General features: G+C 39.9%; 25 protein-coding genes, 1 tRNA gene and 1 pseudogene. 12 read left to right on the top strand and 15 right to left on the bottom strand.

The genetic code is table 11. The features are described 5' to 3' along the window. Positions 1–7 precede the first annotated feature (7 nt). Positions 8–478: a ribonuclease HI gene (gene rnhA / locus Xenpb_RS13375; RefSeq protein ID WP_187654778.1), complete on the bottom strand. Its 471-nt coding sequence runs from the start codon at positions 476–478 to the stop codon at positions 8–10. A 63-nt stretch (positions 479–541) separates the two neighbouring features. Here rnhA and dnaQ point away from each other — a divergent pair, with 63 nt between their 5' ends. The 4 genes from dnaQ (at position 542) to Xenpb_RS13395 (ending at position 2,275) form a co-directional block, all read left to right on the top strand. Then, positions 542–1,291: a DNA polymerase III subunit epsilon gene (gene dnaQ, locus Xenpb_RS13380; RefSeq protein WP_187654779.1), complete on the top strand. Its 750-nt coding sequence runs from the start codon at positions 542–544 to the stop codon at positions 1,289–1,291. Positions 1,292–1,428: 137 nt separating this feature from the next. Next, a tRNA-Asp gene (locus Xenpb_RS13385) sits at positions 1,429–1,505 on the top strand. Between the two features lie 261 nt (positions 1,506–1,766). Beyond that, positions 1,767–2,021: a YoeB-YefM toxin-antitoxin system antitoxin YefM gene (gene yefM, locus Xenpb_RS13390; protein WP_047961408.1), complete on the top strand. Its 255-nt coding sequence runs from the start codon at positions 1,767–1,769 to the stop codon at positions 2,019–2,021. Further along, positions 2,021–2,275 (top strand): Txe/YoeB family addiction module toxin, encoded by a 255-nt coding sequence (locus Xenpb_RS13395; RefSeq protein WP_187654780.1) that lies wholly within the window; start codon positions 2,021–2,023, stop codon positions 2,273–2,275. Before yefM ends, Xenpb_RS13395 begins: the two co-directional genes overlap by 1 nt. Positions 2,276–2,338: 63 nt before the next feature. Here Xenpb_RS13395 and Xenpb_RS13400 read toward each other — a convergent pair whose 3' ends face one another. Then, positions 2,339–2,884: a GNAT family N-acetyltransferase gene (locus Xenpb_RS13400; RefSeq protein WP_187654781.1), complete on the bottom strand. Its 546-nt coding sequence runs from the start codon at positions 2,882–2,884 to the stop codon at positions 2,339–2,341. Positions 2,885–3,314: 430 nt separating this feature from the next. After that, the gene (locus Xenpb_RS13405) at positions 3,315–4,181 is read right to left on the bottom strand and encodes a hypothetical protein (protein WP_187654782.1); all 867 of its coding nucleotides are present in this window, start codon (positions 4,179–4,181) and stop codon (positions 3,315–3,317) included. Between the two features lie 348 nt (positions 4,182–4,529). On the opposite strand from Xenpb_RS13405, the gene Xenpb_RS13410 reads away from it, so the two are divergent. The 5 genes from Xenpb_RS13410 (at position 4,530) to fbaA (ending at position 10,748) form a co-directional block, all read left to right on the top strand. Further along, positions 4,530–4,703, top strand: a complete 174-nt coding sequence (locus Xenpb_RS13410; RefSeq protein ID WP_187654783.1) for a hypothetical protein — start codon at positions 4,530–4,532, stop codon at positions 4,701–4,703. Between the two features lie 344 nt (positions 4,704–5,047). Next, positions 5,048–7,042: a transketolase gene (gene tkt, locus Xenpb_RS13415; protein ID WP_187654784.1), complete on the top strand. Its 1,995-nt coding sequence runs from the start codon at positions 5,048–5,050 to the stop codon at positions 7,040–7,042. A 311-nt stretch (positions 7,043–7,353) separates the two neighbouring features. Continuing rightward, positions 7,354–8,373 (top strand): erythrose-4-phosphate dehydrogenase, encoded by a 1,020-nt coding sequence (epd, locus tag Xenpb_RS13420; RefSeq protein ID WP_187654785.1) that lies wholly within the window; start codon positions 7,354–7,356, stop codon positions 8,371–8,373. A 74-nt stretch (positions 8,374–8,447) separates the two neighbouring features. After that, a complete protein-coding gene (pgk, locus tag Xenpb_RS13425; protein ID WP_187654786.1) occupies positions 8,448–9,614 on the top strand; it encodes a phosphoglycerate kinase in 1,167 nt (388 codons plus the stop codon). 57 nt (positions 9,615–9,671) lie between these two features. Beyond that, entirely contained in the window at positions 9,672–10,748 is a 1,077-nt protein-coding gene (fbaA, locus tag Xenpb_RS13430) for a class II fructose-bisphosphate aldolase (protein WP_187654787.1), read from the top strand. 602 nt (positions 10,749–11,350) lie between these two features. Here fbaA and dtpB read toward each other — a convergent pair. Continuing rightward, complete coding sequence (gene dtpB / locus Xenpb_RS13435; RefSeq protein ID WP_187654788.1) at positions 11,351–12,817, bottom strand: dipeptide/tripeptide permease DtpB; 1,467 nt, start codon at positions 12,815–12,817, stop codon at positions 11,351–11,353. 641 nt (positions 12,818–13,458) lie between these two features. On the opposite strand from dtpB, the gene Xenpb_RS13440 reads away from it, so the two are divergent. Further along, positions 13,459–13,602 (top strand): hypothetical protein, encoded by a 144-nt coding sequence (locus tag Xenpb_RS13440; RefSeq protein ID WP_187654789.1) that lies wholly within the window; start codon positions 13,459–13,461, stop codon positions 13,600–13,602. 136 nt (positions 13,603–13,738) lie between these two features. Continuing rightward, positions 13,739–14,218: an Hcp family type VI secretion system effector gene (locus tag Xenpb_RS13445; protein WP_187654790.1), complete on the top strand. Its 480-nt coding sequence runs from the start codon at positions 13,739–13,741 to the stop codon at positions 14,216–14,218. 31 nt (positions 14,219–14,249) lie between these two features. Here the strand turns inward: Xenpb_RS13445 and Xenpb_RS13450 are convergent, their stop codons facing one another. The 3 genes from Xenpb_RS13450 to Xenpb_RS13460 all read right to left on the bottom strand — a co-directional run bounded on the left by Xenpb_RS13450 (position 14,250) and on the right by Xenpb_RS13460 (position 15,488). Beyond that, positions 14,250–14,558, bottom strand: coding sequence for a DUF2645 family protein (locus Xenpb_RS13450; protein WP_187654791.1), 309 nt, complete (start codon positions 14,556–14,558; stop codon positions 14,250–14,252). Further along, positions 14,545–15,261 (bottom strand): hypothetical protein, encoded by a 717-nt coding sequence (locus tag Xenpb_RS13455; protein ID WP_187654792.1) that lies wholly within the window; start codon positions 15,259–15,261, stop codon positions 14,545–14,547. Before Xenpb_RS13455 ends, Xenpb_RS13450 begins: the two co-directional genes overlap by 14 nt. Positions 15,262–15,332: 71 nt before the next feature. Then, the gene (locus Xenpb_RS13460; protein WP_187654793.1) at positions 15,333–15,488 is read right to left on the bottom strand and encodes a hypothetical protein; all 156 of its coding nucleotides are present in this window, start codon (positions 15,486–15,488) and stop codon (positions 15,333–15,335) included. Here Xenpb_RS13460 and Xenpb_RS20045 point away from each other — a divergent pair. Continuing rightward, a pseudogene (locus Xenpb_RS20045) lies at positions 15,441–15,892 on the top strand (IS1 family transposase); the annotation flags it as partial. The gene Xenpb_RS13460 and the pseudogene Xenpb_RS20045 sit on opposite strands and share 48 nt — an antisense overlap. Positions 15,893–16,030: 138 nt before the next feature. Here Xenpb_RS20045 and hpaC read toward each other — a convergent pair. The 8 genes from hpaC to Xenpb_RS13510 form a co-directional block, all read right to left on the bottom strand. After that, positions 16,031–16,549: a 4-hydroxyphenylacetate 3-monooxygenase, reductase component gene (gene hpaC / locus Xenpb_RS13475; protein WP_187654795.1), complete on the bottom strand. Its 519-nt coding sequence runs from the start codon at positions 16,547–16,549 to the stop codon at positions 16,031–16,033. A gap of 21 nt (positions 16,550–16,570) precedes the next feature. Then, positions 16,571–18,133 (bottom strand): 4-hydroxyphenylacetate 3-monooxygenase, oxygenase component, encoded by a 1,563-nt coding sequence (gene hpaB, locus Xenpb_RS13480; RefSeq protein WP_187654796.1) that lies wholly within the window; start codon positions 18,131–18,133, stop codon positions 16,571–16,573. 356 nt (positions 18,134–18,489) lie between these two features. Continuing rightward, positions 18,490–18,897 carry a hypothetical protein gene (locus Xenpb_RS13485; protein WP_187654797.1) on the bottom strand — a complete coding sequence of 136 codons (408 nt, stop codon included), beginning with the start codon at positions 18,895–18,897 and terminating at the stop codon, positions 18,490–18,492. Positions 18,898–18,900: 3 nt separating this feature from the next. Further along, positions 18,901–20,115: an MFS transporter gene (locus Xenpb_RS13490; protein ID WP_187654798.1), complete on the bottom strand. Its 1,215-nt coding sequence runs from the start codon at positions 20,113–20,115 to the stop codon at positions 18,901–18,903. A gap of 497 nt (positions 20,116–20,612) precedes the next feature. Further along, complete coding sequence (locus Xenpb_RS13495) at positions 20,613–21,125, bottom strand: GNAT family N-acetyltransferase (RefSeq protein ID WP_187654799.1); 513 nt, start codon at positions 21,123–21,125, stop codon at positions 20,613–20,615. Between the two features lie 34 nt (positions 21,126–21,159). Then, positions 21,160–22,443, bottom strand: a complete 1,284-nt coding sequence (locus tag Xenpb_RS13500; RefSeq protein WP_187654800.1) for a hypothetical protein — start codon at positions 22,441–22,443, stop codon at positions 21,160–21,162. After that, positions 22,427–23,374 (bottom strand): hypothetical protein, encoded by a 948-nt coding sequence (locus tag Xenpb_RS13505; protein WP_187654801.1) that lies wholly within the window; start codon positions 23,372–23,374, stop codon positions 22,427–22,429. Before Xenpb_RS13505 ends, Xenpb_RS13500 begins: the two co-directional genes overlap by 17 nt. Before the next feature lie 32 nt (positions 23,375–23,406). Then, entirely contained in the window at positions 23,407–24,597 is a 1,191-nt protein-coding gene (locus Xenpb_RS13510) for a YcaO-like family protein (RefSeq protein WP_187654802.1), read from the bottom strand. Between the last annotated feature and the right edge of the window lie 2 nt (positions 24,598–24,599).

Here is a 24,599-nt window from a genome sequence, read left to right on the forward strand (position 1 = left end):
TAACAGGTTAATTTTCACTTTCTATATAACCATTATCAGTTTGAGTAGGGCTATTAGCGGCTGTGCGGGCAAGTTCATCACATAACTCATTTTCCCGATGCCCCGCATGGCCTTTGACCCACCTCCAGTCAACATCATGGTGAGAGATGGCTTCATCGAGTCGCAGCCAGAGATCAACATTGATGACAGGAGATTTATCTGCTTTTTTCCAGCCCCGTTTTTTCCAGTTGTGGATCCACTGGGTGATTCCCTGACGTACATATTGGCTGTCAGTTGTCAGGATAACGGTGCAGGGGTGTTTGAGGGCTTCAAGCCCGGCAATGGCGGCCATTAACTCCATGCGATTGTTGGTAGTGCGGAAATAACCTTTGCTCAGCATTTTTTCAGTCTGTTGGTAACGGAGCAGAACGCCATATCCTCCGGGGCCGGGATTACCGAGGCAAGAACCATCGGTGAAAATTTCTACCTGTTTGTTCATCTTTGGTAGACTCTTCCTATATCATCTTTAATCAAAACTCTAAGTCTGACACAAAAAAACACTATGAGCACTGCAATTACCCGCCAAATCGTTCTCGATACCGAAACAACAGGTATGAATAAGTTAGGTGTTCACTATGAGGGACACAACATCATTGAAATTGGTGCAGTGGAAGTGATTAACCGTCGTCTGACGGGGCGTCATTTTCATATTTACATTAAACCGGAACGTTTGGTTGATCCGGAAGCGTTTGAAGTTCACGGCATTAGTGATGAATTTTTGCAGGATAAACCGAAATTTGCCGATATTGCCGATGAATTCATTGAATTTATTCGTGGGGCTGAACTGATTATCCATAACGCAACGTTCGATATCGGCTTTATGGATTATGAGTTCGGTAAACTGAAACGTGATATTCCCCCAACTGCTGACTTCTGTACGATCACCGATAGCTTGATGTTGGCAAGGAAACTTTTCCCCGGCAAGCGTAATAATCTTGATGCGTTGTGTGATCGTTATCATATCGATAACTCAAAACGCACTCTCCACGGGGCATTGCTTGATGCCGAGATTCTGGCTGATGTTTATCTGGCGATGACCGGCGGCCAGACATCACTGGCTTTTTCGATGGAAGGGGAAGTATCAGGTAACTCCCAGATTGCAGAAATCCAGAAAATTACGCGTCCTCAGGCTGGTCTGAGAATTGTCTATGCTTCTGATGAGGAATTAATTCAACATGAATCTCGTCTGGATTTAGTGGAAAAGAAAGGGGGAAGCTGTCTTTGGCGTTTAAAACCTGAACAATTGCATTGACAAAACAGTAGCAAGATAGGAAAAACATCTTATTAAGGCGAAAAACTGTGCAAGTGAACCATTTTGTTATAAAAAGTGATTGACGGATTACGCTCCGGCTCGTATTATCCACCCCGTTCTCAACCAGAACGCCATGCGGTGCGGTAGTTCAGTTGGTTAGAATACCGGCCTGTCACGCCGGGGGTCGCGGGTTCGAGTCCCGTCCGCACCGCCAGAATTTATAAGCCCTGAGTTAAAAACTCAGGGCTTTTTCTTTTTCCACGAAAATACATTCGTTAAAAACACTCAGTTAAAAATACATTTTCTAAAGTAGATAAAAAAGCTCGATCTTGGAACGTTGGGGATTCATGCTTTCATGATTTATTGTTGAATTATCACCCCATAAATGTTGACTAAAATATATCCGTCAATATATTGTACAACTGAGTTGGTTGATTAGTGTGCATTGTCAACAAATTAAAATGGGACAGTCATAATGAAAGTCTTAACCTATAGTGAAGCCAGGCAACATCTTTCCGAAACTATGATCAGCGTAGTCAATGATTGTAGCCCTGCCATTATTACCCGAAAAAATGGGGAAAGCTGTGTATTGATGTCTTTGTCTGATTATGAATCATTGCAGGAAACGGCGTATTTAATGCGTTCGCCCAATAATGCAAATCGTTTAATGGATTCAATCGCAGAATTACGTTCAGGAAAGGGGCTGGTTAAGGAATTGGATTTAGATTGATGAAAATTACCTTTTCCGGTAGTTCTTGGGAAGATTATCTTTACTGGCAACAAACAGATAAGGTAATACTGAAACGTATTAATCAACTTATTAAAGACATACATCGCCACCCTTTCGAAGGTATTGGTAAACCAGAGCCATTAAAATATAATTTGGCCGGATTCTGGTCGAGGCGTATCACTGAAGAACATCGTTTGGTGTACTCGGTTGAAGAAGATCAAATAATGATTGCAGCCTGTCGCTACCATTATTGATAGATGCCCTGAGTTTTTAACTCAGGGCTTTTCTTTTTCCGCTTCTCACAGGCGATCAACACTTCAAATTAACTTATAAAAATACGTTGTTCCTGATAATTCACCGTTGGAATTGAGGGCAAAATTCGGAATTTGTCCGGCTTCAATGAAACCGAGTTTTTGATACAATGTTGAGGCTGGATCATTCGTGCGTGTATCCAAGACCAACAAACTACGTTGATACTGTTTTGCCAACCGTTCGAGTTCTTCCATCAGTATTCTGCCAATTCCGCGTTGGCGGCAGGCGGTGTGTACCATCAATTTTTCCACATCGGCACGGTGTAACCCATTCTTTTTCTTGCAGAGGGAAAGCTGTACTGAGCCCGCGATATTTTCACCTTCCAGTGCAACCAGTAATAGACGATGACCGGAAGTGAGTTCGGTTTCTACACCTTGCCAGTATTGTGCTGCCTCGTTTTCTGCCAGCGGTGCAATAAAGCCGATGGAAGCATCACTTTCGACGCAATTTTGCAATAAGTGAATAAGACCATTTTTTTTGGTATTGATAGAGTCTGATTGGATTATAGTGAGTGTTGATGTTGAATCGGATGTTATGTTTGATTTGGGCATTTTTGGTTAGGCTTGAGATAAAAGGTGACTTGTAATATACAAATAAATCAATGCTTGGTATATGAGTTCCTCCACTAAATATATCAACAACAAGCTATTCTTGATAAAGAAAGCCCCAAAAAATAGGGGCTGTGTTTTTTAATTCCATATTATGACTATTTACTTCTTCCATAAATAACCAAATGACGTTATTAAATTATTGTCCTAATATCTGAAGGAGTTAATATTCAGTTCTGGCTATATTATCCACAGAATAATTAACTGTGGCTTTTTTTCCTTGATTCTCTATTACCCAATCATTAGGAATATTGAATATCGCGTATGTTTTCCAGCAGCCACTGCTTGTAACCCTATAATCTCTGATTGTTTCACCATTCTGGTGAGCTGCTGTTGTTTGATTTTTCTCCATATCTGGATAGAGCATTTTCTATTAGTTAAAGATGATTTGATCTTCTGGATTATAGGAAAACGTTGCATCTTGGCTATAATCAGAAGGAAGTCCTATCTGTATTATAGGTACAACTTTTCCTGTTACTTGATAAAAATCTTTTTGGTCATGCTGTGCCCCTGCTAATCCTCCAGAAAGATAAAAGAAAGCTTCAAGAGGAAGTTCATTGGGGATATTTTGAGGCCAGGTAGCCAAAATTAATTCATTATTTATTGCCAATGAGAGCTGTAAACGAGCCTGAATGCCCTGCATGAAAGCATCAGCATGGTTCTCTCCTGATTTAATGGTTACATCAAAACCACACTGATATTGTTCATCACTTCCATTGTTTACCCATTGTGTTATCCATTGTTGTGCGGTAGTAATTCCTTGCTGTTGACAAGGGGCACTTTGTGGAATACCTGAGGAAACACCACATCCTTTTTCAGCCCTGTCGAACGAATCAGCGTTGACAGGAAAATAACAGAGGGATTCAGGATGTTTTTTATTATTTGCTGATGTTGACAAATAAGGAGAAAAAATGAATCCATTTGAGTAACCAGCATCTAATGTAATAAGTTTAGAATCAGTTCTCAGATAAGAAAATGAGACACCACCACTACCTTGTGAGTGTGGGCTGGGATTCCAGGAGTGATAATCATTTGAAGGAACTGTTCCTCTTAATATAATCCCGGAGCATAAAAACGCAGGTTGATCTTCATCTCCACAATTATTTCGAGTGTCGTTATATCTTTGCTTTAACTCATCCACCAGGTTATAACCAGATTGTGTTTGTATTGAATTAACATCAGCGAAAGATAATTGCAAACCTAATAGAAATGAAAAGATAAAAATTATTATTTTATTCATGTTTTTTCCTTGGTTATTTTTAATGATGAAGAATAAATATGAAGTAATAAGCTCGCCTTTTTTTATCGTTGTTTCAAATCACTTTTTTTTATCATCCAATAATTAACGTTTATTGGTTTGATGTCTTTTGGTAATTATTTTATTTTTCAGGAGGAATAACTGTATTTTTATATCGGAGTGATAATGGAGGGGTAATTATTTTGAGGATTTCTAATTCCATTCTGGATGTTTTTAACGAGTTTTTATCTATTCTAATAGAATAAATCGGATGATAATATTTAACCAATGTGTTATATGAAATAAATTTACAATAAACTTTATCAATAATCTTTTTTGGGGAATATTATAATGAAGTCTGGTAATTGGATTAATAAAAAAATTAATATCATTCAGGGTGATACCACTGAAATCGCTTTTAAGGTAATTCATTCGGGTTTGTTAGCCAATCAAAATATATTGCACGTGAATCTGGTTTGTTTTGTTGATGAAAATTATGAAATCTACCGTTCTTTGAATGAGTAAATGTTTTTAGCCGCCAGTGATTATCACTCTTATATCATGATGCTGGCTTGGCAGAAAAACTCGCTTTTTTGGTCTTGATTAACTTGTTAAGTATCGTGTTTAATAATCACTTTCCTATTGCGCAAATCACAGTGTGGAATTATCCCCTGTTTGCGCAAATTTACCCTTGGTTGCACACATTGGCCTGAGAACGCGCCTAAACAACGGGGTAAATCAAAGAATTTTTGCCAAAAGGAAATTAAGATAGTTTCCCTTAATCTGGCATTAATGATTGCGGTTTGTATGCTGCGCTGCGAAAATTAGTTCTTAGTTCACTAACGCTTTTATCCGACTTGGAGTAAAGAATGACCACTCGTAAAACCCTTGCTAATGCTATCCGCTTCTTGAGCATGGACGCTGTGCAGAAAGCAAAATCAGGGCATCCTGGCGCACCAATGGGAATGGCTGACATTGCCGAAGTGCTGTGGCGCGATTATCTGAACCATAACCCTTCCAATCCTAATTGGGCTGATCGTGACCGCTTCGTGTTATCTAACGGCCACGGCTCCATGCTGATTTACAGCTTGCTGCACCTGACAGGTTATGATGTTTCCATCGATGATTTGAAGAATTTCCGTCAACTGCATTCCAAAACCCCTGGTCACCCGGAATATGGCTATACGGCAGGCGTAGAAACGACCACTGGCCCACTGGGACAGGGTATCGCCAATGCCGTAGGGTTTGCGATTGCAGAACGTACACTGGCAGCACAGTTTAACCGTCCTGGTCATGATATCGTCGATCACTACACTTATGTGTTCATGGGTGACGGTTGCATGATGGAAGGGATCTCTCATGAAGTGTGCTCTTTGGCGGGTACGCTGAAACTGGGCAAATTGATCGCTTTCTATGATGACAACGGTATCTCGATTGATGGTGAAGTTGAAGGTTGGTTTACTGATGATACCGCAGCACGCTTTGAAGCATACGGCTGGCATGTTATCCGTGGCGTAGACGGCCATGACTCTGATGCAATTGCAGCCGCTATCGAAGCCGCACGCAAAGAGACAGGCAAACCATCTCTGTTGATGTGTAAAACGATTATCGGCTTTGGCTCTCCAAACAAAGCAGGCAAAGAAGAATGCCACGGTGCTCCATTAGGTGATGCTGAAATCGAAGCAACCCGCAAAGCACTGGGTTGGGAACATCCTGCGTTTGAAGTTCCTCAGGACATTTATGCTGGCTGGAATGCTCAGGAAGCCGGTAAGGCCAAAGAAGCAGCATGGGTAGAGACGTTTGCTGCCTATGCGCAGGCGTATCCTGAACTGGCGGCAGAATTCACCCGTCGCACCAGCGGTGAATTGCCAGAGAACTGGGAAGCTGAATCCAAGGCATTCATTGAAAACTTACAACAGAACCCCGCCTCCATTGCAAGCCGTAAAGCCTCACAAAATGCGTTGGAAGCGTTTGGTAAAGTTCTGCCGGAATTCATGGGTGGTTCCGCTGACCTGGCACCAAGTAACCTGACCATGTGGTCTGGTTCTAAGCCACTGAATGAAGTACAGGACGGTAACTACATTCACTACGGTGTACGTGAATTCGGTATGTCTGCCATCATGAACGGTATCGCACTGCATGGCGGTTTTGTGCCTTATGGTGCAACATTCCTGATGTTTGTGGAATATGCCCGTAATGCCGTTCGCATGGCAGCATTGATGAAAATCCGCAGCATCTTCGTTTATACCCACGATTCTATCGGTCTGGGTGAAGATGGCCCAACCCATCAGCCAGTTGAACAAATCGCCAGCCTGCGCGTAACGCCAAACATGAGCACATGGCGTCCATGTGATCAGGTTGAATCTGCGGTTGCATGGAAATATGCGATTGAACGTAAAGATGGCCCAACTTCTCTGATCTTCTCCCGCCAGAATCTGGCACAGCAAGCACGTACTGCTGAGCAACTGGCGAATATCGAGAAAGGCGCTTATATCCTGAAAGATTGCGCAGGTCAGCCTGAATTGATCCTGATTGCAACAGGCTCTGAAGTTGAACTGGCTGTGAAAGCGGCTGAACAACTGAGTGCAGAAGGCCGTCAGGTTCGCGTTGTTTCCATGCCGTCCACTGATGCTTTCGACAAGCAGGATGCGGCATACCGTGAAGCAGTACTGCCTGCGGCGGTTTCTGCTCGTGTTGCCATCGAAGCGGGTATTGCTGATTACTGGTTTAAATACGTTGGTATCAACGGCGATATCGTCGGTATGAATACTTTCGGTGAATCAGCACCTGCTGATGCTCTGTTCAAAGAGTTTGGTTTCACTGTTGAAAACGTCGTTTCTAAGGCAACCGCTCTGCTGAAATAATCGGCAAATTATTCTCTTAAGCGCATTCGAATCAATTTTGGAGCGAATGCGCTCTTTTTTTATTCAATTTTTCCTCTACAGTGTGATGAATGGCGCTTGCCATTATGCTTTTTTTCTCGTAATCTGCTTTTATAGTAGCTGAACCGTTTCAGTTTGGTGCATAAAATCCATAAATTCAGTGCGTAAATCAGAGTGAAAAAATGTCTTGTCTGTCACAATCTGGTTAATTTTGTGATGAATTATCCGTACAAGCAGCAGTTGCTCAGTTATCCTAAGCGGTTGCATGACTACAGAGACATTCAGGGAGTAACATGACTATCAGGGTAGCGATTAACGGTTTTGGGAGAATAGGGCGCAGTGTCTTGCGTGCTATTTACGAATCCGGGCGTCGGGCTGAAATTTCAGTGATCGCTATCAATGAATTGGCAGATGCGGAAGGCATTGCTCATTTATTGAAATACGATTCCAGTCATGGGCGTTTTGCATGGGATATACGCCTGAATAATGATTTATTGCAAGTAGGAGATGACAGTATTCGGCTGTTTCATCAGCAGGATATTTCAGCTTTGCCGTGGAAAGATCTGGGTATTGATATTGTGCTTGACTGCACGGGTAAATATGGCGAGCGGGCAGATGGAAAAGCTCATATTGCCAGTGGTGCCAAAAAAGTCCTGTTTTCTCATCCGGGAGGAAATGACTTGGACGCAACCGTGGTATATGGTGTCAATCACCATTCATTGGTTACGGAAGATCGCATTGTTTCCAATGCCTCCTGTACAACAAACTGTATCATTCCCATCATCAAAGTGTTGGATGATGCGTTCAATATTGAATCTGGCACGGTGACAACCATCCATGCGTCGATGAATGATCAGCCAGTGATTGATGCGTATCACCGTGATTTACGACGAACCCGGGCGGCCAGTCAATCCATCATTCCTGTTGATACAAAATTGGCGGCAGGCATCACGCGTATTTTCCCCAAATTTAGTGATCGGTTTGAGGCGATTTCTGTACGAGTGCCCACGATTAACGTGACAGCCATTGACTTAAGCGTGACAGTCCGCGCCGCAGTGAAAGTTGGCGATGTGAACCGGCTCCTGCAAAAATCAGCTCTCAGAGAGTTTCGTGGTATAGTGGATTACACTGATTTGCCGTTAGTTTCAACGGATTTTAACCACGATCCCCACAGTGCCATTGTTGATGGAACACAAACGAGGGTCAGCGGTAATCACCTGATCAAAACCCTCGTATGGTGTGATAATGAATGGGGCTTTGCTAATCGCATGATTGACACAGCGCTGGCAATGGCCGCAACCGGTTTCAAATAATCATTTGTTATGCCATAAACGGTACATAGCAGAAGATTGAGTAATTTTATAAAGAATCAATGAGAGGATTCACCATGTCTGTAATTAAGATGACTGATTTAGATCTGGCGGGTAAACGCGTATTGATCCGTGCTGATCTGAATGTGCCTGTAAAAGATGGCAAAGTGACTTCTGATGCACGTATCCGTGCGTCTTTGCCGACGATTGAGGCTGCGTTAAATCAGGGAGCCAAAGTCATGGTTACTTCTCACCTGGGACGCCCGACTGAAGGAGAATACAACGAAGAGTTCTCACTGAAACCTGTCGTTGATTACCTGAAAGAAGTACTTTCTTCTCCTGTTCGTCTGGAAAAAGAGTATCTGGATGGTGTTGAAGTGTCGGAAGGCGAATTAGTGGTTCTGGAAAACGTTCGCTTCAACAAAGGTGAGAAAAAAGACGATGAAACATTATCGAAGCACTATGCAGCACTGTGTGATGTGTATGTCATGGACGCTTTTGGTACAGCTCACCGTGCTCAGGCGTCAACTCACGGCGTTGCTAAATTTGCCCCGATTGCCTGTGCTGGTCCGCTGTTGTCCGGTGAACTGGAAGCATTAGGTAAAGCGCTGCATAATCCGGCTCGCCCAATGGTGGCGATTGTGGGGGGATCTAAAGTCTCAACCAAACTGACTGTGCTGGATTCACTGTCCAAAATTGCTGATCAACTGATCGTAGGTGGCGGTATTGCCAATACTTTTGTTGCCGCAGAAGGGCATAATGTTGGTCGTTCACTGTACGAAGATGATTTGATCCCAGAAGCGAAAAAACTGCTGGAAAGCTGTGATATTCCGGTTCCTACTGATGTTCGTGTTGCGACTGAATTTTCTGAAACCGCGGAAGCGACGCTGAAATCGACCAGTGAAATTAAAGACGAAGAGCAAATCCTTGATTTGGGCGATGCGTCTGCTGAACGTCTGGCCGAAATCCTGAAAGATGCCAAAACCATTCTGTGGAATGGCCCTGTGGGTGTTTTTGAATTCCCTAACTTTCGTAAAGGAACCGAAATTGTTGCCCGCGCGATTGCTGAGAGCGATGCTTTCTCTATCGCAGGGGGTGGTGATACTTTGGCAGCAATCGACCTGTTCGAAATTGCTGACAAAATCTCTTACATCTCTACTGGTGGTGGTGCTTTCCTTGAGTTTGTTGAAGGCAAAAAACTGCCAGCCGTTGTGATGCTGGAAGAACGTGCTAAAAGTAACTAAGTTGTGCTAGCAGGCAGTGTTTGCTGCCTGTTCAATATCAATACAGGACCACGTAACATGTCTAAAATTTTTGATTTCGTAAAACCGGGTGTCATCACTGGTGATGATGTTCAAAAAGTCTTTGCCGTCGCTAAAGAAAACAATTTCGCATTACCCGCGGTTAACTGTGTCGGTACTGATTCCATCAACGCAGTGTTAGAAACGGCGGCAAAAGTACGTGCTCCGGTCATTATCCAGTTTTCCAACGGTGGCGCGTCTTTCGTTGCCGGCAAGGGGCTGAAAGCAGAAGGCCAGCAAGCGGCAATTATCGGTGCTATCTCTGGTGCTCACCACGTTCACCAGATGGCAGAGCATTACGGTGTGCCTGTTATCCTGCATACCGACCACTGCGCGCGTAAATTGCTGCCATGGATCGACGGCCTGCTGGACGCGGGTGAAAAACACTACGCACAAACGGGCAAGCCACTGTTCTCTTCCCATATGATCGATCTGTCAGAAGAATCGCTGGAAGAAAACATTGAAATTTGCAGCCAATATCTGGCACGCATGGCGAAAATCGACATGACGCTGGAAATTGAACTCGGTTGTACTGGTGGTGAAGAAGATGGTGTTGATAACAGCCATCTGGACAGCTCTTCCCTGTACACTCAGCCAGAAGACGTGGCTTACGCGTATGAAAAACTGAATGCCATCAGCCCACGTTTCACCATCGCGGCCTCTTTCGGTAACGTTCACGGTGTATACAAACCCGGTAACGTTAAACTGACACCAAAAATCCTGCGTAACTCACAGGATTACGTTTCTGAGAAATTCAACCTGCCACACAACAGCCTGGACTTCGTTTTCCACGGTGGTTCCGGCTCTACCGCAGAAGAGATTCAGGAAGCAGTCAGCTACGGTGTAGTAAAAATGAATATCGATACTGATACCCAGTGGGCAACTTGGGAAGGTATTCTGAACTACTACAAAAAGAACGAAGGCTATCTGCAAGGTCAGTTGGGTAACCCAGAAGGTGCGGACAAACCTAACAAGAAATTCTATGATCCACGTGTTTGGTTGCGTGCGGGTCAGGCTTCCATGATTGTGCGTCTGGAACAGGCTTTTAAAGAGCTGAATGCGGTTGATGTGCTGTAATGGCACTCAATTAGCATTGTAGTCGATAGTTATGAACTGCACCTGATTTTGAGGTGCAGTTCATAAAGGATATGGATTATAACGATATCTTTCCGGTATGAATGACACGGCTTGGCTGAGAAAAGCTTGTTGTAATATTCAATTTCGGTGTACTAAACCACCCAGTGGAAGTCTCTTCTATTTTTATCTGCTTTTATCTGCGGCCAATGGTGTTTCTGTCTTGCCGGCTTTTATTGTGACTTTAACTTTAGACGGTAATATCATGATATTAATTTCCTGAGTACCGCAGCCGGAATTTCATAATCCTCTGCATAACGATTATTAACTCTTTTGATATTATTGGTATCAAACTTATTATAGCTATTATCATGGTAAACATTACCTTGGGTGTTTTTGAAAGCAGTTTGAGAGTAAGTTATTAGATTAATAGGTTAACGAATAAAAAAGAAAGAAAGGAATAGGAAGGGTGTGTCATAAATATTAAATAAGGAAGAAAAAATGATATTTTATTCTTCACTGATTATGTGAAAAAACAATTTCCGCTCGTGATCTTAATGAATCAGCAAGCGGAAAATGTGTTTAAGCCAGCAGAATGAGGGCGATTACGCCTTCACCTCTTCTTTCATAATGCGGTTCAACCATGGCACCATAAAGGCCATAATGATGGCAATGACTAGCGTGGCGATACCGATTTTACCAAATACGCCAGTATAAATTGGCAGGGTTTGCAGTGGATCACTCACACCTTTTGGTGCGGCAGTGAAGGTTGCCACATAACTACCCAATACTGAAGCAGCAGCTTGTGACAGGAACCACATGCCCAGAATAAATCCAGTCAGATAGCTGGGAACAAAAGTTGCCACCATTGCCAGCCCCAAGGCACTAATCATTAATTCGCCTATGCTCTGGAACAGATACACGAGTACGATAAACCATGGAGATGTAATGCCATTCTCATCGGCAAATAAGCCGGAGGCAGCGGCGGTCAGGAAGCCCAGAGAGCACAGGAACATGCCGAAGGTGAATTTCGTTGGCATCGAAAAATCTTTACCTTTAGCACCCAGTCGAGTGTACACCACTGCCAGAATAGGGCTAACAATAATGATCCAGAATGGGTTTAGTGCCTGGAAACTGATGGGATTGATATCAAAACCCAGAATCTGGTGGTGAACGTTGTTGATTGCAAAGAAGTTGAGGGAAGTCGGCATCTGGCTATACAGGATAAAGAACACGATAGCCTGAAGCATCAGAATAAATGCCACGAACATTTTATTGCGACCGACTTTGTCCTGTTTGAATGCCTGCCAGAAGAAAATTATAACAACAACGGCAGAAATCGTTGCCAGCGCAATATTGGCAATTTTAATGTTGTGCAATAACCATGCACAGATGCCAATCATCGCCACTGAACCAACCAGCACTAAAAACAGAGTCATATAATTTATTGGCGCATGGTCAGGTTCTGAACCGATATTATGTACCATGCGACGGCAAGTAATATAAACCAGCAGAGCGATAATCAGGCCAATACCACAGATATTATAGGTGAGGGCATAACCATATTTTTCAGCAATGACGGGAGCGAGAGAGAGGGAAACCAGAGAACCGAGGTTGATGGACATATAAAATAGCGTAAATGCACCATCTAAACGCGGGTCTTGTGGCGGATAACACTTTGCCAGCAGGCTGGCAGGGTTGGCTTTGAAGAGGCCATTACCAACAGCGACGGTTCCTAAGGCATAGAAAATCAGCTCAGGTTCTATGATGGAAAGGCCAATCATAAAGTAGCCGATTGCCAGTATAATGGCACCCAAAACAATTGTTCGCTTTGTCCCAAGTAAGTGATCTCCGACGTAACCACCGATGGAAATCAGACCGTAAACCAGTGCGGTAAATGCACCGAAAGTAATAAATGATTCTGTTTCTGAAAAACCAAGCTTCTGAACGAAGTAAACGGCAAGAATGCCTTGAACGCCGTAGTAACCAAATCGTTCCCACAATTCAACGAAAAAGATCATGAAAAAGGGTTTCGGTTGATCCCATAAACCGACCGGGGCGGTTTTACTCATAGTGAATGCCTCTGTTAGCTATCATTCCGATGGGCAATACATCCAGATGATTATACTGTTGTTAACATGTTTGTAACGTAACGTATTGCACGGGTTGTGATTTTGTTTATTTATTCAGGGTGATCGTGAAGCGAGGGAGGTTAATATACTGATATAATATCTTCTCAACGGTTGATCACAGTAACGTAAAAAAGTAATACCAGATTTGGCAGAATATTCACTAAATTAATATCAAAAATTATTAATAAAAGATTTGTATGTTCGTAAATGAATCAACTTGATTGCCATTTAACCTAATCCATTTGTTTTTTGTCAGAAAATGGTAGATGGAAGAAGAGTAAACATAAAATTGAATCATAAATATCTATATATTAATTTTTTGTTATGTATTGACGGTTTATTTCTGTATTCATATTAATCTGAATATTGGTTAAGTCGTCACTAAGATATCCATTATCCATTCCTGTTACTTATTAATAACGGTGTCTTCCCGGACGAAAATTTTGGTCTTGTAACAGGCACTTAGTTCAATCTTTTATCCAGCATTTAGGTTATTTAATGTAACCCCGCGATCACTATCACACTTCTATTTTTCGTAAATTGAGTGATAAATAAAAGTAACTAAAATCAGAAAATAGATCATGACTATTCTGTACTCAATACAAGCTACGGAGAAAGTGGGGGGAAACAGCATGAAGTACCAGCGACTGGCCCAGGAATGTTGTGGTCATGATACAGTGGTCAGTGCACATAGTGTTCAAACAGCCAAAAAAGTTATTGCTTAACTTAAGTAGTCGAGTAGCCAGATGGTATAACAAATTCAATTAGGAACTTAATTTTTTTAGATACCGTTAGAGTGAAATAATTTTGTATTATTAATTCTCTTTACAATGGAAATTGTACATTAATCTAGGGGATTGTGTGGCGAATTTAATATATGCAATGATAAAAGGGAAGAAACAAGGTTTGATATCTGCAGGTTGCTCTACCTTTGATTCCATAGGGAATAAATATCAAACAGGTCATGAAGATGAGGTGTTGGTTCTTTCCTTTGAACATGAAATAACAAGAATGAACAATGTTAATCACCGCCCTGTTTCATTCATAAAACCAATAGACAAATCCTCACCATTACTCGGTGTTGCAATATCTGAGAACGAAGAACTTGAAATTGAATTTTTCTTTTATAGAACATCAATGAATGGCGGAAACGAACTATATTATTCAGTAAAATTAAAAAAAGCTTTCATAGAAAGAGTGAATGTGAGCAACCCTCATTCGATAAATCATTCCAATCAGCAACCTGAAGAAATGGTTTCTATTCAATATGCGAGTATAACGTGGCAACATCACATTGCTGGTACTTCTGGATATAGTTTTTGGGAAGATAGGATATATTAATATTATATCCCCTCTGAATGTTTTAGAGGGGTCAACAAAGTATTATTCTTATAAAAAAACGCCATGCCCAATACATAATCAATGATATCAACATGACGTTGATCTTCAACGACTTAAACTTAATCCTTATTGTTTTGAATAGCAGAGGAAGTATAAACAAAGCAGCCACAGGGGCAGAGACATCTCGTGTATCATCAGCGACGAACGTACGATGAGCTATACACGCATTTTTTATTTCCATTCCATCAATATATATTTCTTCTTCAAAAAAAGAAAACGAATATATAATGAATAAACAAAATATATAATAAATGATGTATTTTATTTTACAATTCACCATTAACCCCTAATATCATATATATTGACTTTTTCTTTTCTAATATCCTTCTTCCATATGAGCTATAATCCCTCTCTTTTAAGTTGCTCGGTGAATATATGGATTTTATAAAATCCTTTTTGTCTCTCTCTATTCCTCTATTATATCGAGAACCAGCCAATATGATTTGCTCATCAGTGAGCACACTTGTATTTTTTATATCAGGATAGTCATGGAGGATTAAATCTCTTAAATGCAAGGCAGATACTCTTATATTGAAGTCATCTGTTAGGAGGCAATGAGAAAGTTGAAGTTGTTGTTTCGTTGTTAACGTTGATGGATCTATTCCCAATGTTTCAGCAGCGGCTCTTAATTGAATAGCTAACACACCAACTGATGTTGCATTTGATTTTTTATTGTCACCATTAAATGTGTCGTGAAAAATTTGCCTCACCTGCAAAACACCATATGCTTTAATTCTATCTGGCTTCCCTCCTGCCTCAGCAACAGCGACACCAGCTAGCAAGAGTACTGGTATTTTTGCTTCATGTGCATATTTTATGATTAAATTTGTATTATATTGCAAGTAGGCGGCTTTATAGGCCCATAAATAACTTTCCCCTGTTACGAACCTAGGGTTATCAGGTAAAAATTTATACCGCATAAAGTCAAATGCATCAAATTTTGGAAAGCCCAATTCATCAACCGTGCAATAAGGATTTTTCATGTTCACATCATCCATGTAGTTATGATATTGGAATAATCTTGGAGCAATTACAGAAGAAAATCTACATGTTTTTAATGATGAGATGGGCGGTCAGTGCCTGAATTGATAACCGCTTCTAGCTGGACAAGATCGAGTTCAAGTTCATGTTCCCAATGATTAGATGTTGTGATAAAGTCCCCACTGGACATCCCCGCTATCACTGTTACGCCTGCCGTAAAACTTTTCAACTAACCTATACCTATCAAGCCTGTAATCCTGGCATGAAAGAGCGGATTATTGATATGGCGATGAATAACGCCGGTGTTAGGGATACCGCCCGCGTCCTGAAGGTCGGCATTAACACGGTCATTCGCACACTAAAAACCTCACCCCCAGACAGGTAACCACACTGCCTCTGGCAGGAGGGGATATCCAGTTCTACTGTACGGATAATTATGCCGTTTATGATTGCCTTCCTGAGGAAAAACATCTCACAGGAAAGGCCTTGACCTAACGTATCGAAAGAACCAACCTGACTCTTCGTATCCGTATAAAAAGGTTAAATCGAAAAACGATAGGCTATTCTAAATCCGAAGTGATGCACGATAAGGTAATAGGAACATTCGTTGAACGTGAATACTACTTTCTCTAAACGATTTAACCATTGGGTTCATGACCGTTTGATCTGAGTTTGTCTCTTTTTTCAAATTGATGAAGGCTCTTTGATAAAGAACCTTCATCTTAAGAGAGGTTATGCTGAATATGATTCTGTTTCAAAAATGGTTTTACTTTAAGCCGTTATTGCCATGTTTTCATCCATTACAGGGTGAAAACCACGCTTAAAGTAAATCAGTCCATGGCCTTTTTCCTGAACAATGATCTGTTTTATTTCCACCAGATAGACATAATGGGTGCCGACTTCCTGCACTTGCTCAATACGTCCTTCCAGATTAGCAAGCGTCTCCTGTAGCTGCGGTTGCCCCAACACTCCGGTGTTCCAAATATTCCACTTGAAGCGATCTTCCATACTGACACCGGTCATGCCAGCAAAATGGCGCGCCATTAGCTCTTGTTCATGATTCAGAATATTGACACACAGATTGCCATTTTCCTGAAATACCGGGTTCATGGCGCTATTACGATTAATGCACACCATTAAAGTCGGAGGTGTATCTGTCACAGAGCACACTGCCGTTGCAGTCATACCGCAGCGCCCCGCAGGGCCATCCGTGGTGATGATATTCACCGCAGCGGAAAGGCTTGCCATCGCATCTCTGAAACGCAGGCGATGTTCATTTTCTACAGACATAATAGACCTCCTGCTACTGATTTATTTCAGCAGCTTATCTAACAAGTTAATATCACGGTTATTGTGTAAATGGGGTCTGGTCCAGCCATTCAAATCATAGTCAGAGAGACAGCGATCCACCAATTCCGTCATTTTCTTCATATTGCCGGAACCATAAGCATGGCGCAGACATTGCAGGCGAATTTCGTCCTGGCTGCCGGCATAATTAATTTCATATAATTCATGGCGACCACCAAATTCACTGCCAATGGCGTCCCACATTAATTTCAAAATCTTAATTCGTTCTACATGGTCAATACCATTAGAACCACGAACATATTTCTCAAGATACTTATTAATCTCAGGGTTATTCATATCACGCACGCTGGATGGCAAATAAATCAAGCCACTGGTGACATTACTTTCAATAATATTCTTGATTTTCGTGTAAGCCATCGGAGCCATCACGCGATAAGTCTGAATCGCTTGGGTATCCGGCAGATAAGCGCCATTTTCCCACGGCTTGGCTTCTGCCCACATCGCATCTGTCAATGACCAGAACAGATTGCGCCATGCGACGACTTCCCCCAGATCGGCCTGAACACCGCGGAAATCCACAACACCAGTGCATTCAAGACTCTTTTGCAATAGCGCTGTAATGAAGTCCAGCTTAACGGCAAGACGCACACAGGCTTGCATGGGGAACAACCGGGCAAATCCGCTTTGTACCGCCCAGTTACGGGCACGATCAAAATCGCGATAAATTAACACGTTTTCCCATGGAATTAATACCTTATCCATGACCAAAATGGCGTCATTTTCATCAAACCGACTGGAAAGGGGGTAGTCAAAAGGTGCTCCGATCGCGCCAGCCACCAATTCATAAGAGGCGCGAGAAATTAATTTCACGCCATCGGCATCCATGGGCGCGACAAACATCAGGGCAAAATCGGGATTATCCCCAATAACCTGTGCTGAGCCAAAGCCGATGAAATTATAGTGAGTCAGTACAGAGTTGGTGGCGACGACTTTGGCACCACTGACGATAATTCCGGCATCCGTCTCTTTTTCTATTTGAATAAAAATATCTTTGACCTGATCCGCTGGCTTATGGCGATCAATAGGGGGATTAACAATAGCATGGTTGAAATAGATGCAACTTTCCTGAATGCGTTTATACCAACTACGGGCATTATCAGCGAATTGCCCATAATATTCAGGATAAGCCCCCAATGAGCAGCAGAATGCGGCCTTATAATCGGGCGAGCGCCCCATCCAACCGTAATTTTGCCGTGACCATTCCGCAATAGCATCGCGTTGTTGGCGGATGTCATCAGAACTGGTAGCAAAACGGAAGAATTTGTGAGTGTAGCCATCATTGCCGGTATCGGTATTCCAACAGAGTACATCATGAGTTTCCGGTGCATGGAGGGCATCGTATAGTTGACCAATTGAGGCAGCCGCATTACGGAAAGCAGGATGCGTTGTAACATCTTTGACTCGTTCACCATAAATATAAATTTCACGGCCATCTTGAAGTGAACTCAGATACTCTTTGCTGGTGAATGGGCGTTTTTGGTCGGCACGTAAGTCTTCTAGTTTCATGGCTACCTCATCATCCGAAAAATCCCCTTATTTTGATTTGTTATCCATATGGGGAATAGGTGTTAATTTTATGTTTCTTTCATTGCCTGATTGAAGCGATTAAAAGGCTTCTCTTGAAGAGACTTTCGGAAGGTTTGCGGGTACTTTTCGGTGAATGAGAATGAATTGTTATGAAAGTGTGATCGGCTTGGTGTTTTGAACAAAGCACATAGCGGCTATCCACGAGATGGTTAGTTGTATCAATGAAGTAAGGTGAATTGTCCTGCGAATGCAATGTCGTTCTCATAAAGCGTGCTTGAGTAGGCTTGTTTATTCCAAGTGTCACAAATTACAGCTTCATGATTCCATGTACGGGGTTACTGTGAGTTCCCTGTGGTTCTGCCAATAATGACAATACTATGATAATCATCATGTTGCTTATTAATGTTAATTTCAAAAAGTTCGAGTGGTTTTGCTACCATTCTTTTTAATCGAGTAAATGCGACACAGGATTTTTCTGCACAATTACCGATACGATTTTCTATGGCATAAGCACTGGTTCCCATAATGACTTTCCGGTAGAGATCGTTACGTTCTTCAAGGCCATTTCGCCTTTGCCAGGCTCGATCTACTATATTTTCGAAACGACTCCGCGTTAAGGAAACTTGAGTATTATATTCACTTCTTTGATTTTGTTGTTCTGGTTTTTCGGCAGGGAGCTGATTGGGTGAAATGATCCTAATTGTTATATTTACGAAATTAATTGCTTTTCTGAAAAATTGCACATATTAGTCGAATTCACCAAACCTATTAATTTTTTTTAAATCATTATAACCAATAAAATAGAAAAGCAAACTAAAAAAAATAGCTATAATAAGTGTAGAAAATAAAGCTGTGGGAGTTGCGTAGCTAAGGATAAACCCTGCCATTATAGGTGATAAAGCACCACCAAGATATCGAAAGTTTTGTACTCCATAGTAACTTCCCTTTAAGTTTTCAGGTGCAATGCAATCAATAAATATATATTCTATTGGTATAACAATAATCTCTCCAAATGTAAAAAATATCATTGCAATAATCCATATTAATATAGATTTTCCTGCAATCCAAAAACCAACAATGCCTATTGTAAACATTAATGCACCTAAAGATAAACTTAGTAATAGGTTTTTTTTATGCAATTTTTTACTTATTATATATTGTAATAAAATAACTAATGAGGCATTTACAGGAGTAATTACCCCAAGTATTTTATAAGCAAAATCTGCATCATAAACACTCAATAAATACTGAGAAATATAACTAGAAGATTGACTAAAAATAAGAGACATGAAGAAACTACCAATGGTGAAATAAATCAAAATATGGTCTTTAAATAAGATGTTTAAAGTTTCAAAAAAATTTATTGAGGGGGGAGGGTTATTTGAATTGGTGTTATTTTTAAAGTATCTCTTACTATGCAAGAAAAAAATTAAAAATATTAGCATTGAAAATGATATCCCTCCTGAAAGATAAAACGGGATAGTTAAATTTAATTTTGCAGCCATTACTCCGATAGGGGCCCCTATAGCCCAGCCCGCATTTGATAAAGTATAATTGAGAGAAAAAATTTGCGGTCGTTGCTCGCTAGAAACCCAGTCAGCAATGCATGCTTTAACTGTAATATTTAACGTGCCGTTAGAAATATAAATTAAGCTTAGTATAAAAATCATTATCCAAGCTTTAGAAATCATGGGGATTACAAATAAATTAAAAGAGAAAAATAGCATGCATGCAAACATGACAAATATTTTGTTATACTTATCAGCTAAGTATCCACTAAAAAAATTAAAAGAAATACTAATAAACAAGCTTGCAGTAAGGATAGCGCCAACTATTCCTAGTGGTAATTTTAAATTACTAGCTAGATATATCGACATAAATGGGAGGCTTATTCCTCGCGCAACTGTAGTTGCAAATGTATTACCAAGAAATATTAAAATAGGGGATTTTTGTATTTTCATTATTTACCTCATGATCATATTATAACCGAAATTCCGCACCTCATTCATAATATATTGTTTTTATTAAAATTTAACATGAGTTCAGAAATCACATAAACCTTTAAAAATCATATTATTATAGATATAGCTGCGGAATGTCGGTTATAAAAATAAAATCAGTCTAAAAATTAATGATAAGTATTGTAATTACAAATGATATTAATTATTTTTGCCTAAATATAGGGAAAAATTATCTCTTGTATTCTGAATAATTATACTATTGGGATTATTGCTCTCAAATATAACCCAGCCATAATTAGAAATTTTTCACGTACCAACTAGCTATACGTAAACATTTTTAACTCACAATATTATTGTGTTACAAGTATATGTTATATGTAAGCCATGAAAAAGTATAAATGAAGATATAACATATGAGCATACATAAATGTCACAAAGAAATGTGTGATAAGGATATATGAGCCGCTCTAATTTATTTAATAATAAAAAGTTTAATTTCATAACAACTCCTTAAATAAACAAACCTCACGAATCTGACAGCCAAGCAAATTAACAGTTTTATATTTTTCAGAGGGGGAAAACCCAATTTTCTTATAAAATTTTAAAGCTCTTAAATTATCTTCAATTACCCATATTATTACAAATGTAAAACCTGCAAGTTTCAGTTCATTAAGCGCTGTATATATTAACTGCTGAGAATATCCCATTCCCCAGTGTTTTTGATAAAAATAAATAGCTAAAATTGAGCCAGTGTTAGGATCGTCAGGATCAGATCCAAAAGAGCAAAACCCAACTATTTCGCTATCACATTCAGCAATAAGTGTTTTAGGGAAGTTAGACTCAGAATGATTTAGCCTTTTATTCCAAGAACCTACTTTTTCAGAGAGAGATAACTCACCCAGTTCTTTACTGGGTAAAATGTTTTTATAAGCGGCCTGCCAAGACCTAACATGTAACAAAGCAATTTTCCTTGCATCTGATACACACGCTTCTCTAATTTTATATACCATAATAACATTATACCCTAAAGTTGATCATAATGAATTAAAAACTAGTGCTAAAGCTTAAATGCGTTGGATACGAAGAAATAAGTCGGTTAAAATAAGACTGATGTTCAGTGTAAACAAATTTACCCTCCATAAATTTAAAATAACGCATGCGAAGACGATTTGCGAGTTCCAATAAAAATTCTTGTCCATTCTCTACTTGAGAGCTATTACTTTCTGATTTATAAATTTCATCAAGAATATTTAATAAGACATTGTAAATTTTATTTTTATCAATATTTATAACAATATCATTAAGTTCTACAACGTTACTTTGAAAAAGGCAACTAAACCAAAAAAGGCCATTTTCAGCATCAGAGTTAGTTAAAATTCCACCGGATGACAAGTTTACCCAATATCCACCGCGAAAAGAACGAAGTAATCGTTCAGCTAAAATCAATTCCTGAGTGATAGGTACTAATTCACCGAATAAATCCTTGCATAATTCTAGTAAGAGCCAGACTGACATATCAACACGAAATTCTTCAATGCCAGCATACTCTAAGCCTAAAGGAATTTTTTTTACTGAAGCACCGAATAAAGGAATAGGCCCCGCGCCATGTAGTAATTCATGAAGTGTCAACCACAAAGCAAGAGATTGATCTAATTGCTCTTCGGATATATTTTCTAAAATACTGGAAGCTCCGTTAACCATAAAATGCTTTTTAAGTAACGGAGAAGTTAGGTTTTTGAAACGAATTTTGATAATGTTATGAAAAAGAATTGAACGGCGATAATTTATTTGCCGGGCTGTATCGCTCCAACCAGAAAAATAAAAAGGACTAAATAAAGCGATATATTGACCAAGACCATGTCTAAATGGCCCTTCAATTAATCCAATATCATAAAATTCAATATGTCGTCCGTGAAGATCGAGTGATGTGCCAAAAAGACGGCTACCAAGTGCGTCAAGATTATTCTCTATAAGATCAACTAAATACTTAACATTAGGTGTACTACATGCCGCTAATAAACCTGGAGAAGCTGGCTTTCTTTCCATCGCTCTCATGGGGCCTACAAATATGAAATTTTTAGCATCTCGACGTTGTCCAAATTCGGCAACTGCATCATCCCAAGAGTTACTACCTAACCCTTTTAAAATACCCAAATTAAGCGCCATTTGATCTTGTAGTATCGGAGAAGGCAAAACATCATGAAAACATTTGGTTATTTTAGCTAAATTCCCTTCTCGGACTGCAACACAGAGTTCATGCCAAGGAAGAGAAGGGTTTAAATCTAACTCTAAAGGTAATGCAATATGTACATTAGTTAAATTTTTCACCTTTGGTCTCCAATAATAAATGCCAAGTAGTGGCTGTTTCGTCAACCAGAGTAGTGAGGTCTTGAATATCCAACGTATTATCAATCGATAAATTTAATCCCAGTTTTTCTGCAACAAAACGGGCCTGCTCATTAAGATGACCCAAATCGAAAAAAAGATCTTTCCAAGCCCATGAATGCCGATAACGCCATTGAAATTGTTCGAAATTCCATTTGACACGAATAAGTGCAAAGAAATTTACAGTATTACTTTTTTCTGAAGAAACTAAATTTAATGAGTGATAACGTATATTGTACTCATAAATACTATTGTTAATAGTTACAATTATTGTGAAAGGATGACGACACCCTTTCGACGGCACAGCTTTAAGGACCACATCCAAAACATCGAGAAAGCTAGCTAATCGTAGTTTCCCAAATGTCCAAAACAGTAAAAAACCGAGCTTCTCAAATTGTGTTTTCGGTTGATAACCTGATGGATAAAATGCAGGATGGGGAAGACGACCTGTTTTGATAAAAGAGTTGGCTGAATAAATAGGTGGCGAAGGTGATATATTTAAAAATTGCTCCATTTGATGTCGATCTTGATTGTAGATATCTGGATCTGAGTAATCCGCATGGAATAGAATAGATTTTCCACAAAGATAGGCAGCAATATCGGTTTCGGGTAATGGGAAGGAGTTCTTATCTGTCCAGCATAACTCTCTATCAGATAGGTCAAATAATCCAAGTTGTTTTAATTGGTCAATAATAGAATTCCACAATTCTTCATCCCAACCAAAATCATTTCTAATTGAGTCTAAATCTATTAATCCATCAGCTTCATATAATTTAATTATAATCCGAAAAATCTCATTATCTGGTTCAGAAATCTTTGCTTTACTTAATTGAGCTAAATTACAGGTATACCAGTCACCAGATGCAATAATCATAGTGAAAAATTTGCTAGTTCTAATATAGTTATTCATGAGAAAGGGTGAAGGCTTTTGAGGCCCTCATTCCAACAAAAAGGTAGATTAGCAGGAAGGATACATTGCACTGAATGAAAACCTAATAATTCAGATAAAGGTGTTGAGCGGTCTATAATCAAAAAATCGTTTGTAATTTGCTTATTTGCATTGTGATAGTTGTATGAATAAACATTGTTCTTGCAGGCATCATGAAATTTAAGCTGAATAAGTGTTTCCTGAGCAACTTCTTTCATCATATTAGCTTTAAATCCTGAATATAACTTGGATTTGTCTTCAGAGATAAAAGTTGGCCATATATCAAAGGCATGTATAAGCTGTCCATACAATTCAGTAATAGCATGGTATTTTGCTTGCTGGTTTGAGCTATCAACACCGCAGCCTGTAATTAAAGCAGGACTATTGATGCCATCCCCCAAAAATAAAGCTAAGTAAAAATGGTAACTGTCTTCTAGATTGATGTGAGAAAACCAGATAGAAGCACCTAGTTGTTCGATAAATGAAACTAGGTTATTACCTATTATATCAGCATTCGCTATGCGCACGGAAAGTAAACCATTTTGCCATATGTCTTTCAAAATAGCTCGTTCCAGAGCTTCATGGAGCCCGTTTTGGATTGCTTTTTCATATAAAGAATGTACAGCCATTCCAGTAGAGTCGGCGAAGACTAGTGGATTTTTGACAGTAGCCAAAGATTCAATTTGTGCAAATTCGAGAGGTAAAAAGCTTGGGCTACCATCTATTTTGCTATTACAGGATATCCACCAACGAGGATTATTGGTTTCATGGCGAAGGTCGATAAGATTAAGTATTGCAGAATGTATGTTCCCTTTTAATTCTTTTGGTGAAGCAAAATGAACTTCTTCAGCGGGTCGGCAAAAAGCACTTACTCGTTCTACCGCTTCCGCACGGGCTTTTAATAGAGCATAATCAGGATCAGGATCTATGCCTCTACCAACGAGTAAGCGTGTGGTACCATCAAAGCACAATACATTTAATATAGCGATAGCTATATAGGGTAACTCTGTATTTGTAATATTTGGTTTTACCCACATCCTTGCATAATCATCGGGTAACGTTCCATCAGGCCAAGAATATCCATATTTACGATAAACAGAGGGAAGTTTACATAATGGATTATCAAACCATTCTGATAAAGAGGCATGGGTTATATTATTTTTGGACATAA

It is taken from the genome of Xenorhabdus sp. PB62.4 (genome assembly GCF_014467285.1).
Lineage (GTDB): Bacteria > Pseudomonadota > Gammaproteobacteria > Enterobacterales > Enterobacteriaceae > Xenorhabdus.